We start from the raw sequence: 13,375 nt of genomic DNA, 5'->3' as shown, positions 1-13,375 counted from the left end.
TCTGAACAAGATGTTTTTGAACAAATAAGAAAATGTTTTAGGTAAGATTATAGACTACATAGATTATATGTAGTCTATGTGTAAAACGAGTAAAATCAATCAGTGTACAAGTAGGTACACTAGATATTAAGAGGAGTGTTATTTAATGAATAAAGATTATTTAATCAATACAATAGAGATAGATTGTCCAATTTGTAATAAGGTTCATTCATTAGAAGTTAGAAAAAGATTAACACAGGGCCTTGTAAAAGGCGAGGTTGTTGATTATGAAGAAGTTTATTATTTATGTCCACTTAGTGATGAAGAGGAAAATGAATTTGCTCCAGCGGGCATAATGGATGAAAACTTGTTAAGAGCAAGAGATGCTTATCGAACTAAGAAGGGTTTATTAACTTCTAATGAAATTGCAACAATTAGAGGTTTCTATGGAATATCACAAAGCGACTTTTCCACTATGTTAGGTTGGGGAGATATAACTGTAACGCGGTATGAAAGCAAAACTATTCAAGATGAAACTTACAATAATATCATGATTATGGCTTATGAAAATCCGATGTTTGCATTAGAAAGTATAGATAAACACAAAGATAGGTTTACTATAGAAAAGTATAATAAAATCCGTAATAGCATTACCCATAAGGTAGAAGAATTGGGAAACTTGTATTTAAAGAAACAGGAAATCAATGTCCTCTACGTAAACTATCAACAAGAAAGTGATTGTAATGGTTACAAAAAATTAGATATAGAAAAGCTCGCCAGTGTAATTGGCTATTTTTCTAATTTCGTAACTATCCTTTATAAAGTTAAACTTATGAAACTTTTGTGGTATGCAGATTCACTTTACTTTAGACGACATGAAAAATCTATGACAGGACTTGTCTATAAACACATGCAATATGGAGCATTGCCAATAGCTTTTGATGAAATCATGCATTTACCTACTGTAAAAGTAGTAGAAGAAATTATTTATGAAGATATAAGCTACAAAATTATCCCTAATAAAGAGATTAACATTTCAGATTTTTCATTAGAAGAGCTCAGTGTTCTTGAGATAATAGCCACTACTTTTAAAGATTATAGAGCAAGAGAAATTGTAGATTATATGCATAAGGAAAAAGCTTATATAGATACAGAGTCATATCAGATTATTCCTTATAGTTTAGCAAAGGAATTAAGAGAATTAAGATAATATAAATCGCCAGGCCATTACGGCTTGGTTTTTTTTGTTAACAATAAAAGAGCCACAAGCAAATTCACCTGCAGCTCTTTTATTTTATAATATGTTATTTATATAAATCACTATAAATTATTTTAAACACCTCTAAAGCTTCTTCAATTTTATCTTGTAGTAGGTATTTTTTATTTTCTAATTGTTTTTTACCTTCTACCGTGATTTTATAAATTTTCTGTGCTTTCTTAGCATTACTCCATTCACCAAGGACCAATTTTTCTTTTTCTAATTTTTTTAAAAGAGGATATATTCCGCCTGTACTAGGAATCCAAAGACCATTTGTTCTATCACCAATTTTGTGAGATATATCATTACCATTAGTTTCGCCTAAACTTAGAATAAATAACACATACAGTGGTAGTAATCCTTTTGTGAATACTTGCCCCACCGCTTCTTTTTCCTTTTGAACTTTTCTCAGTTCTAAAAGTTTTTTCTTATACTCTTCGTAAAGCCTCTTTTCTTCAACCTTAATGTCTATCCCACTTTCTTTAATCACAGAATTACCCATTTATATTTAAGTTTCCTCTATGCAAACCATTCCTACCAAACCTGGCCCACTATGAACCCCTGATACAGGACTTATATATCCACCAAATTCTATAGAAATAATGTTTTGATGAGGACGTATACTCTCCATTACTTTTTTAGCTTCTTCTTCTGCATGTCCGTGAACTATATAAACTTTACACTTCTTTTTATCTAAAATGTTATTTGTAAGTTCTATAAGCTTATTAAGAGATTGTTTTCTACCTCTTACTTTTTCACAGGTCATGTACTTACCATCAGTGTCAATGGCTATTATAGGTTTAATATTTAAAAGCTCTGCTATAGTGCCTGAAACTTTTCCTATTCTTCCACCTTTTTTTAAGTACTCTAGAGTGCCAACTACGAAATATAGATGAATTCTCTTTTTAATAGAAGGAATAGCAGCAACAACTTCTTCAAAACTCTTTCCTTCTTCTATGAGCCTTCCACATTCAGTTACTATTAATCCTTCGCCAAGAGCAATAGATTGTGAATCACAGTTATGAGTATTAATCCCTGGATGATTTTCACTTGTAAGTTTTATAGCATTAAATATCCCTGACAGTCCAGTGGATAATGTTATTGTTATAGCATGAGTGTAACCCTGCTCTTCTAATTTCAAAAATAATTCCTCCATATCCTTCATTGATGGTAACGAGGATGTAGGTACTTCTTTTTCCATATTTTTATAAACTTCTTGTGGTGTAATATCCACATTGTCTAAATATTCTCTATCAGAATAGATAATCCTAAAGGGTAATACATTAATATTATATTTCTCTATGACTTCTCTACTTAAATCGCTTGTAGTGTCTGTAATTAAAGCTATTTTGTTCAAATTAACTCCTCCTATATTACATTATATTGTAATTATATCACTATGGATTATATGTATCAATAGTGATACATATAAAATCATTTATATTTCACTATCTAAATATCTCCCTTACCCACTGTAAATTTCCCAAAAAATGAACATGACCATAAGCTGCTAAGGTATTTTTCTTAAGGTATCCGCATTGCCAATTTTTCTGCTTACCATCATATCCCTGTTTCAAAAGATTAAATATCTTTTCTTCTTCTAAATTAACAGTTGATTTATGAAATTCATGACAGTTTATATTCATTCCTATGGGCAAAATATTGTTTTCTACCCCTACCTTTATTTCTGCATATCCAAAATTCTGAAGTGTTTTTGTTAAGGTGTAATCCCCATCAAAAAAGCCTACTGCCTTATGTGATATTTCATCCTCCCCTTCAGGTTTTTCCCCTTGAGTAAGATACATCAATCCTCCACATTCTGCATAACAGTGAAGTCCATTATTTAAAGCTGTTTTTATACTCTCCAGCATAGATGTATTTTGAGATAATTCCCTTATAAACACCTCTGGGTAACCCCCACCTAAATAAAGAAAATCAATATTACTTGGCAATTTTTTATCCTGAATTGGACTAAAGTATATAACTTCTCCTAGCTCCGAAAGCAGCTCTAGATTTTCTTTATAATAAAAACTAAAAGCTTTGTCATAAGCCACAGCTATCCTTTTTCCCACATTCTCCACATGGAAATTATCCACATACACTTCTGTTTCTTTGAACTGTTGTAATAATAAATCCATATCCACATGCTTTTCTAATAACTGCGCACAGATTTCTATTTTTTCTTCTAAATCCTCAACTTCACTGCTTTGAATTAATCCTAAATGTCTACTTTTAAGATTTAATCTTTCATCCTTTGGGAGATAACCTAAAACCTCCAAGTTACAGTTTTCTTTAATAGTTGCTTTAAGTAGATTGTAATAGCTTTCTGTTATATTATTAAGTATTATGCCCTTTATATTAGCATCTTTAAAGTTAACTATTCCATTAATTTCCGCGCAAAAAGTTGCTACCTGAGCCTTTGGAGATAATACAAGAATAATAGGCAAGTCTAAAACCTTTGATAGGTGATAAGTAGAATTGGATGTGTCTATACCTTTTCCATCATATAATCCCATTACCCCTTCAACTACTGCTACGTCTCCCACACCTCTAGAAAAGCTAGCTTTAACTCCAGCCTCGCCCATAAGGAACAAATCCAAATTTCTAGAATTTTTACCTGTTATCTTTGTATGAAAGGCAGTGTCTAAATAATCTGGTCCTACTTTATACCCCTGTACATCCAAGCCTCTATTTTTTAAGGCCTTCATAATTCCCAGTGTTACTGTAGTTTTACCGCCACCACTTGCGTTTGATGATATTACTATACTCTTCATTTATCTTCCATCCTTCTCCCGTGAAATTGACCCCCTGGGGTCGGCTTCTCCCCTAAGTTCTTAAGCACAAGAATCAATCTTTCATTAGTTTCCCTATCCTTAATAGCCAGCCTTATATACTGCTCATCCAGCCCTCTAAAATTATCTGCTTTTCTTATAACAAAGCCTTGATTTAAACATAATTTATAAAGTTCCTCTGAGGTTAGTGCTTTTAATTTACATAATACATAATTCCCATGGGTAAAATATACATGTTCTATAAAAGAAATACTTTTTAATGATTTTAGGAAAATCGGCCTTTCTCGTCTTATCCACTGTTTGCTTTTTTCAATATACTCGCTATCTTTTAGCACATGACATGCAGCTACCTCTGCAAAACAGTTTATGTTCCAAGGATTTTGTTTTTCTTTAACATTTTTTATTAAAGCACTGTTACTACTTATTCCATACCCAAACCTTATACCTGGCATAGCAAAAAATTTAGTCAGAGCCCTTATTATAAATAAGCATTTATAATTTTTAAGAGCCCCAACAAAACTGTGCTGAGCGTCTCCAGTAAATTCAATAAAAGCCTCATCTATTATTATTACTTTACCGCTTCTCTCACAATATTCAAGAATTTTTTGAAACTCCTCTTTATCAATGATACCGCCATTAGGATTATTGGGATTACCCAAAATCATGGCATCAACCACTTGCAGTTTATTTAGAATATCCTCATAATCGTAGGAAAGTTCAACATAATCCTGAGCTAATAGGTCTTCCTCATTGTTCCGCTGTTTTAAATATGAATATTCTATATCACAATTCCACTTTTTAGCATCAATTTCATACTCTACAAAAGAAGGCACCACAATTAGTAAACTTTTGTGGCAAGATATAACTAAATCAATTATTTCCGCAGCACCATTTCCCAAAACAAAGTATTCTTCTGGGCAACCAACGTACTTCATTAGACCTTTTAACACATCCCTATACTTAATATCTGGATATCTTGTCAGTGCATCTACTGCTTCACTAATGTTATCAATAAAGCTACTGGGAACTCCTAATGGATTTATGTTAGAACTGTAATCTATTAGCTTTCTTCCCTTTCGTAATCCATCAGTATAAACATCTCCACCATGTATCATTGAATACCGTCCTTTCTAGTTGCATCAATTCATAGCTACAAACAAAACCATAACCAAGATTTCAACTAATTCATTATTAGCGCCTAAACTATCTCCTGTAAGTCCAGTGATTTTACTTTCACAGAATTTATTAAACAACAAACTTAAAACCATTCCTGAAACTATCAATATAATACTTTTATTAATTCCTATTAATAGAGTCCCAAGTGCAATAGTTATAATTGCTGTAATTACTAGCCTTTTTGCATCAATATTTCCGATAAATATATTTCCCGAGCCCTTTTCTTTAGCATTCTTTCCTATGAAAGATATGAAAACTACAGTAAATCTTGCAATTATTGGTGTTGCAATTAAAATAAGTGGTAAATTGAGTTCTATAATAGTACATACCGCCGCGTATCGTGCTAGCATATCAAAAACTATGGCAATACTAGCATAGGTCCCTACTCTACTATCCTTCATGACTTCTATTATTTTATCTTTGCCACCCTTAAATGAAAAGAAACCATCACAGGTATCTCCCAGTCCATCCACATGTAATCCTCCAGTAAGAACTATTGGTATAATAACTACAAATACCGCTGTAATATTTACTGGCAGTACTTTTATTAACAGATAATAAATTACCCATTGAACAAGTCCTATAAATAATCCTACTACTGGAAAAAATATAGATCCTTTCTTAAAATTTTCTTTTTCACATACCAAACTTTTATTTATAGGTATACGTGTAAAAAATTGAAAAAACAGTAAAAAATCATTAAAATATTCTCTCATTTGTTTGTTTGCAAAGACTTTCCCTTGCAAACCTCACCTCTTTCCTAAATATGAATTATGTATTATGTGTTATCCTTATTCGTTATTTATTTTGCATTATGAATAATGGCATCAATATATAAATTACCAAATTCATATTTTATAATGCTAATATCACCATTTTTACAACCAAACTTCCAAAACAGATCTATATTCTCATTCATAACATAACAATATATAGCTCTTATGACTCCTGAATGAGTGCATAATAAAATATTATCATAATCTAACTTTTTAATTTCTTCCATAAAGTGCTTAACTCTCTCACATAACACAATATAACTTTCGCCACTGGGCGGAACAAATTCTTTCCAGTTATTTTGCCAACAAATACATTCCTCTGGATAGAGCCTCTTAATTTCCTGGTAGGTCTTCCCTTCAAAATCGCCAAAATTAGTTTCATTTATTCTATTATCCTGTATAATTTCAATTTCTGATTGTTCTAAAACTAATTTTGCCATTTCTGTGGTTCTTTTTTTATCGCTAACATATACCCTATCTAATTTTATATCATTAAAGAAACCCCTAGCACTATTTCCCTGGCTTATTCCAATTGAATTTAAACTTATATCCAAATTTCCATAATAAGAACCTTTTCTATTTTCTTCAGTCTGACCATGCCTCAATAAATAAATATTCATTAATTTTCCCTTATATCTACATATTTTTTCCTATCAAGGGTTGCCTCTTCAAAAGTTCCCATATTATCCATTGTAAAAAGTGCTGCCTCAATTATATTAAAAGCAAGCGGGCAACCTGATCCTTCCCCTAGTCTCATATTCAAATTCAGCATAGGTGCAAGTCCTATTTCTTTCATTATAAAAGCAGCTCCCGGTTCCGCAGATAAGTGAGAGGCAAATATATATCCCTTAACTAAAGGGTTCAATTTATAAGCACAAAGTGCAGCCGCCGAGGCTATAAACCCATCAATAACAATTGGCACTTTATTTTTTGCTGCTGCTAGAAAACAACCACACAATCCGGCAATATCGAATCCTCCAACTTTTGATAGCACATCAATAACGTCATCTTTATCCGGTTTATTTATTTCAATTGCCCTTTTGATTACTCGCTTTTTATTAATAAATTGATCCTCTGTTATTCCCGAGCCTTTACCTACTGACACATCTACATCTAGGTCTGAAAAGACACTTAAAATAGCTGCACTTGTAGCAGTATTCCCAACACCCATTTCTCCTGTACCAAATAAATCATACCCGCTGCTCACTAGATCATCAATTGTTTCTATGCCAACTTCTATAGCTTTAATCGTTTGCTCCCTAGTCATTGCAGGGCCTTTCATCATATTCATAGTACCGTAAGCAATTTTTCTATCTATGATTTTAGGATTATTAAACTCCGCATCGACTCCCACATCTACAACTGTAATGTCACTTCCAGCAAATTTTGATAGTACATATACTCCTGTAATCTTTTTAGTGAAATTATTCGTAACTGTAGCAGTTACACTTTTAGGGCAATTAGAAACACCCTCTTCCACCACTCCATTATCGCTACACATTATAACCACATTTTTTTTATTGATTTTGTTATGTACCTCACCAGTAATCCCTACAATCTTTGCTATAATATTTTCTATTTCGCCAAGACTTCCTATAGGTTTTGTTAAACTATCAATTCTTTCCCATGCTTTTTTCATGGCTTCTTTATTTAGTGGACCGATACACTTCAATGTCTCTTCTAGAAGTTCCATTTGTTACTCCCCCTGTTGATCTTCGTCTATTAAACAATTTTAACACATTTTAAGGCCGCTTCCCATTATTTTTGCGGAAAATTTAATGGTTAATATAAAAAAACAGAGACAATTGTCCCTGTTTTGTAATGCGCTGATTTCTAATAGATTTCGTTATCGTCTAGAATTGGCAAACTATCTAAATTATTGGATTTATCTCCATCAGGTAGACTTTTTAAGAATTCTTCACCTTTTTTTGAAGTTGAGATAGATACTCCACCTATATTTCCTTGTTTAGCTAAAATCACTGCTTGTTGTTTTGAAACTATATCTCCATTTTCAAATTCATAGGCTGTTATTTCTCCGCTGTTGTCCTTAACTACCCTACTAATCATATGAGCTGAGCTTTCTCCTTTATTCATATTAACACTACCTTTCACTATTTATTTAACACATAAAGCTGTATTTATTATTATAGATACCTATGTAAAATCAAATAACTTATTACTTAAAGTATCTTCCTATACAGTTTTACCAATTATATAAATAATTATTATAAATATTTATCAAAAAAAAACAAAAGCTATAGAAGACAAAATTTATGTCTCCTATAGCTTTTAACTTTTTATATTAATATTTGAAATCTTTGAATTTGTTTTTAAATAAATCGCCTAGTGTTAAGCCCTGTCCATCGTTATTATATTCTGAAAGGTCACCATAGCTTTTATCTAATGCTTCTTTAATACTTAGGCTTATTCTTCTATCTTTTTCATTTATATCTCCGATTTTAACTTTTACAACGTCTCCAACTTTTAATACATCAGAAACTTTTTCTATACGATCTTCTGATATTTCTGAAAGATGAACAAGTCCATCTATACCTGATGGAAGTTGTACAAAAGCACCAAAGTCCATTATTCTTACTACAGTTCCCTCTACTATATCATTTATGTGATATGTACTTGATATATTATTCCATGGGTTTCCTGCTGCTTCTTTAAGTCCTAGTGATATTCTTCCTTTTTCTCTATCAAAATCTAAAACATGAACTTCTAATTCCTGTCCAACAGACACTACCTCTGATGGTTCTTGAACTCTTTTCCATGATAATTCTGAAATATGAATAAGACCATCAACGCCACCTAAATCTACAAAAGCACCGAATTTAGCAAGTCTTGTTACAACACCTTTTCTAAGTTCGCCTTTTTTAAGCTGATCCCATACTAAATTACCTTTAGCTTCGTTTTCTGCTTTTTCTATGATTTTTCTAGATAAAACTAATTTTTTGTTTTCTTTTTCTAACTCAATTATTTTAACTTCCATTGTTTTTCCTTTGAAATCCTGTAAATTTTCTATATAAGAAGTTGACATTTGTGAAGCAGGAATAAATGCTCTAATTCCTTCAACATCAGCTGTAGCTCCACCTTTTACTATTTCATTAATTGTAATTTCAAAAGCTTTATTATGATCTAAAATTTCTTGTAATTTATCCCAAATATCAACGCCATCTTCAACATCAATATTTACTACAGATTCGTCAATATTTTCCATTGCCTCTTTCATAGTAATTTCCTCTACGTTATCTACTGCATCTTTAACTGCAACTTCCTCTACATTGTCCACTGCATCTTTAACTTCAACTTCCTCAACATTATCCACTGCATCATTCATTATAACTTCTTTATTATCCGTTGTCATACAATACACTCCTTCTATTCCATTATTTTATTAAAACTATCCTCGAATTAGTTATATAGGTTAATATTTCTATTCTATATATTCATCCAAATCCTGCTTATTTTTACGATTTCATAGAATATCTATAAAATCATAGAATATCTATAAAATCAATTTCGCTATTTGATTTTATTATCATTCCTACTATTTAAATATCACACTACTCATTATACACAAAAAAAACATAAAATACAAAGTTGTTTGTAATTCTTCGCAAAATAATTTAAAAATAGCCGCAAAATAGCCAGGGACACTTAACAACTTTTTAAATCATTTACATTTAAAAGCACATTAGTTGTTAACCGTCCCCAACTCGCAGCTCGAGCAGCTCATTGATCTTATTAATAAATCTTATTCATAAAACTTATTCATAAAATTTATTCATAAAATTTATTCATAAAACTTATTCCTGAAAAACTATGGTGTTATCTTTTATAGATTTTACTATGGCTAAGGATTCTACTCTAATACCCTTTTCTTCTATACGACTTCTACCATTTTGAAATGCTTTTTCAATTACAATTCCCACTCCAACCAATGATGCTCTAGCTTGGCCTGCAATTTCCACAAGTCCAAGTACTGCATTTCCATTGGCTAAAAAGTCATCAATTATTAGAATTTTATCTTCTGGATTTATGTATTTTTTACTAGTTCTTATTTTATATGTTTTATTTTTTGTAAAAGAGAATACATCAGCTTCATATGTATCACTATCCAAATTGGTGGCTTCATGTTTTTTTGCAAAAACCACAGGAATGTTTCCAAAGTATTGTGCTACAATGCATGCTATTCCTATTCCAGATGCTTCAACTGTTAGTATCTTTGTAATCTCATTGTTTTCAAATCTTTTTTTAAACTCTTGTCCTATTTCATTGAAGAGATTTATATCAATTTGATGATTCAAAAAGCTATCAACCTTTAAAATTTCACTACCTATTACTGTTCCCTCAGCTAATATTTTACTCTTTAATGTTTCCATAATTTTCTCCTTTGCTAATTAAATTTTAAATATAACATAGAATAATATTCAAAAAAACTCCCCAGTTATAGTTAACTAGGGAGTTCATAATAAAAATATCAAACCCAAATACACAAGTATAAAAAGTAAATTCTTTATTCTTAAAGAAAAGTTTTCTAATCTTAAAGAAATACTTTTTAATCTTAAAGAAAAGCTCTTTAAACCTTGAAATATAGGCAAGAACAATAATAATCATTTTTAGAATTATCCTGCTATTTTTATTCAAACACCCATAGTCAAGTATTTTACGGTTACCTTGTAGAAACGCTTAGTCCATATTTCTAAGCATATATGAGTTTATAAATATTAAGTTTTATTTTTTTAAAATCGTTTTTTTATTTTATCTATAATAATATTATAACATTCTTTTTATTAATTCAACATTTTTTTATTGTTTTGATCTATGTTTCTTGAAAATATAAATAATAAGACAGTATGTTACTGCCTATTGTAAGGCTAACATACTGTCTTGCTACTTACTTATATTATTTCATTATAATTTTAACTGCTGGCGCTTTCCAAATTTCCTTAGCATATTGCTTTATGGTGTTATCACTGGAGAATATCCCTGATTTAGCAATATTCACAATGGCCATCTGTTGCCAAGTAGATTTTTGCCTAAACAACCTATCAATTTCACTTTGAGCCCTTACATAGGAATCAAAATCTTTAAGTACAAAAAACTCATCATTGTGTGGAATAAGGCTATCATAAATAGTCATAAATTCCATTTTATTAGAATCTAAAAATCCATTTATCAATTGATTTACAATAGTATTTAATCTGGCATCGCTATTATATAAATCAGATGCTCTATAACTTTTGTTCTTATAATATTCTATTACCTGCTGAGCTGTTAATCCAAATAATATGATATTTTCTTTTCCCACTGCATCAAATATTTCTACATTTGCACCATCTAAAGTGGCTATTGTTATAGCACCATTCATCATTAATTTCATATTACCAGTACCAGATGCTTCTTTAGACGCTGTGGATATTTGCTCACTAACATCAGCACAGGGAATTATTTTCTCAGCTATTGATACTCCATAGTTTTCAAGGAATACTATTTTTATTTTGCCCCGAGCTATAGGGTCATTATTTATCTTGTCTGCTAAAGTATTTATAAGTTTAATAGTTTGTTTTGCCAAATAATAACTTGGGGAAGCCTTAGCACCAAATATAAAAGTTCTTGGCACTATGTCTAGATTAGGATTTTCCCTAAGTTGATTATATAAATTCATTATATTAAATATATTTAAAACTTGTCTTTTATAAGCATGCATTCTCTTTACATGAACATCAAATATAGAATTTGGATCAATTGCAGTCCCATAGTTTGACATTATATAATTCGAAAATTCTATCTTGTGATTTGTTTTTATAGATTGAGTTTTCTCTTGAAAATTCTTATCTCCTGCAAAATCCATTAAGTTATGGAGCTCATTTGGAGACTTTATCCAGCTGTCTCCTATAGTTTCTGTTATAAGACTAGCAAGCTCTGGATTAGAATTTAAGAGCCACCTTCTATGAGTTATACCATTAGTTTTATTATTAAATTTTTCTGGATAGAATTCATAGAAATCCGAAAGTTCCTGATTCTTTAATAATTCTGTATGCAATTTTGCTACTCCATTAACAGAATGACTTCCTACAATTGCCAAATAAGCCATCCTTATATACCCATCTTGAATAATGGACATTTTATTGACTTTATTCCAATCCCCATTGTACTTATGATAAATTTCATTACAAAAACGCCTGTTTATTTCTTCTATAATCATATAAATACGTGGAAGTAATTTTTTAAACATTTCCACAGGCCATTTTTCTAGAGCTTCTGCCATAATTGTATGGTTAGTGTATGCCATCGTACCAGTTGTAATAGTAAATGCATCATCCCAATTTAATCCTTCATCATCCATTAACAGCCTCATGAGTTCTGCCACAGCTACTGCAGGGTGAGTATCATTTATCTGTACTGCTATATGCTTATGAAAATCTTTAATTGAAAGGTCCATTTTTTTGTAACTTTTCAAAATACTTTGCATTCCAGCACTTACAAAAAAGTACTCTTGCTTAAGCCTTAGAAGTCTTCCTTTTTCATAGCTATCGTCTGGATATAATATTTGAGAAATAGCCTCTACTGAGTATTTATCCTCTCCTGCTTTTGCATAATTACCTTGACTAAAAGAAGAAAAATCAAAATCCTCTTCCATAGTTTCTGCACTCCAAAGCCTTAATGTATTTACGGTATTATTTTTATAGCCTTTTATTGGAGTATCATAAGGAACTGCTCTTACAGATTGATAATTTTCATGAACAACACTTGTTTTACCATTATCTTCCTTTAAATAAACGTTACCAGAAAATCTTACTTCTACAGCCTTATTTTCTTTTCTAATCTCCCAAACATTTCCATATTTTAACCAATTGTCAGGAACTTCTACTTGATATCCGTTTTCTATTTTCTGTTTAAATAAACCATATTTATACCTAATACCGCATCCATGCCCAGGAATTTCTGTGGATGCCATAGAGTCTAAAAAACAAGCTGCAAGTCTTCCAAGCCCACCATTACCAAGGCCAGCATCTACTTCTATATCCTCTATATCAATCCAATTAATTCCTAAATCTTCAAATGCTTCCACACAAATATCTTTTATACCTAAATTAACTAAATTACTATTTAATAACCTACCAACTAAGAACTCCATAGAAAAATAATATACTTGTTTTCTTTTATTTTCTCCATACTCTTTATTAGTTTTTATCCAGGCTTTAGAGCAATAATCTTTTATCAATGCTCCTAAAGCAAAATATTGATGCAGCCTAGATGCGTCTACTGCATCTTCTGCAAACATATTTTGTAATTTCTCTATATAATCGCTCTTAAAGTTTTCTTTATCTATTACCACAATACTCACCACCTAGAAGTTTTAAAATTTACTACGAATAAAAACT

General features: G+C 31.0%; 12 protein-coding genes and 1 riboswitch. Of the genes, 1 reads left to right on the top strand and 11 read right to left on the bottom strand.

Going from position 1 to position 13,375, the window contains the following annotated elements; translation table 11 throughout:
- Positions 1-145: 145 nt before the first annotated feature.
- A complete protein-coding gene (locus ACREVU_RS18695) occupies positions 146-1,189 on the top strand; it encodes a type II toxin-antitoxin system antitoxin SocA domain-containing protein (RefSeq protein ID WP_431553109.1) in 1,044 nt (347 codons plus the stop codon).
- A gap of 94 nt (positions 1,190-1,283) precedes the next feature.
- Here the strand turns inward: ACREVU_RS18695 and ACREVU_RS18690 are convergent, their stop codons facing one another.
- The 11 genes from ACREVU_RS18690 to ACREVU_RS18640 all read right to left on the bottom strand — a co-directional run bounded on the left by ACREVU_RS18690 (position 1,284) and on the right by ACREVU_RS18640 (position 13,329).
- Positions 1,284-1,739: a PadR family transcriptional regulator gene (locus tag ACREVU_RS18690; RefSeq protein ID WP_431553108.1), complete on the bottom strand. Its 456-nt coding sequence runs from the start codon at positions 1,737-1,739 to the stop codon at positions 1,284-1,286.
- Positions 1,740-1,745: 6 nt separating this feature from the next.
- A complete protein-coding gene (locus tag ACREVU_RS18685; protein ID WP_431553107.1) occupies positions 1,746-2,594 on the bottom strand; it encodes a DegV family protein in 849 nt (282 codons plus the stop codon).
- A 91-nt stretch (positions 2,595-2,685) separates the two neighbouring features.
- On the bottom strand, positions 2,686-4,011 hold the full coding sequence (locus ACREVU_RS18680) for a cobyrinic acid a,c-diamide synthase CobB (RefSeq protein WP_431553106.1): 1,326 nt from the start codon (positions 4,009-4,011) through the stop codon (positions 2,686-2,688).
- Complete coding sequence (locus ACREVU_RS18675) at positions 4,008-5,144, bottom strand: pyridoxal phosphate-dependent aminotransferase (RefSeq protein ID WP_431553105.1); 1,137 nt, start codon at positions 5,142-5,144, stop codon at positions 4,008-4,010. The genes ACREVU_RS18680 and ACREVU_RS18675 overlap by 4 nt, the downstream gene beginning before the upstream one ends.
- 24 nt (positions 5,145-5,168) lie before the next feature.
- Positions 5,169-5,921: an adenosylcobinamide-GDP ribazoletransferase gene (cobS, locus tag ACREVU_RS18670; protein ID WP_431553112.1), complete on the bottom strand. Its 753-nt coding sequence runs from the start codon at positions 5,919-5,921 to the stop codon at positions 5,169-5,171.
- Positions 5,922-6,007: 86 nt separating this feature from the next.
- On the bottom strand, positions 6,008-6,601 hold the full coding sequence (cobC, locus tag ACREVU_RS18665; RefSeq protein WP_431553104.1) for an alpha-ribazole phosphatase: 594 nt from the start codon (positions 6,599-6,601) through the stop codon (positions 6,008-6,010).
- The gene (cobT, locus tag ACREVU_RS18660; protein ID WP_431553103.1) at positions 6,601-7,674 is read right to left on the bottom strand and encodes a nicotinate-nucleotide--dimethylbenzimidazole phosphoribosyltransferase; all 1,074 of its coding nucleotides are present in this window, start codon (positions 7,672-7,674) and stop codon (positions 6,601-6,603) included. Before cobT ends, cobC begins: the two co-directional genes overlap by 1 nt.
- 140 nt (positions 7,675-7,814) lie before the next feature.
- Positions 7,815-8,075 (bottom strand): DUF3892 domain-containing protein, encoded by a 261-nt coding sequence (locus ACREVU_RS18655; protein WP_431553102.1) that lies wholly within the window; start codon positions 8,073-8,075, stop codon positions 7,815-7,817.
- A gap of 208 nt (positions 8,076-8,283) precedes the next feature.
- Complete coding sequence (locus ACREVU_RS18650; RefSeq protein WP_431553101.1) at positions 8,284-9,351, bottom strand: S1 RNA-binding domain-containing protein; 1,068 nt, start codon at positions 9,349-9,351, stop codon at positions 8,284-8,286.
- A 442-nt stretch (positions 9,352-9,793) separates the two neighbouring features.
- Positions 9,794-10,369 carry a xanthine phosphoribosyltransferase gene (locus tag ACREVU_RS18645; protein WP_431553100.1) on the bottom strand — a complete coding sequence of 192 codons (576 nt, stop codon included), beginning with the start codon at positions 10,367-10,369 and terminating at the stop codon, positions 9,794-9,796.
- Positions 10,370-10,621: 252 nt separating this feature from the next.
- A riboswitch (purine riboswitch) is annotated at positions 10,622-10,723 on the bottom strand.
- Positions 10,724-10,893: 170 nt separating this feature from the next.
- Complete coding sequence (locus ACREVU_RS18640) at positions 10,894-13,329, bottom strand: glycogen/starch/alpha-glucan phosphorylase (protein ID WP_431553099.1); 2,436 nt, start codon at positions 13,327-13,329, stop codon at positions 10,894-10,896.
- Between the last annotated feature and the right edge of the window lie 46 nt (positions 13,330-13,375).

Origin of the sequence: Clostridium sp. (genome assembly GCF_050717535.1) — a bacterium.
Lineage (GTDB): Bacteria > Bacillota > Clostridia > Clostridiales > Clostridiaceae > Clostridium_AD.
Note: the sequence above shows the minus strand (reverse complement) of the source record. Positions and strands in the feature narration are given on the sequence as shown.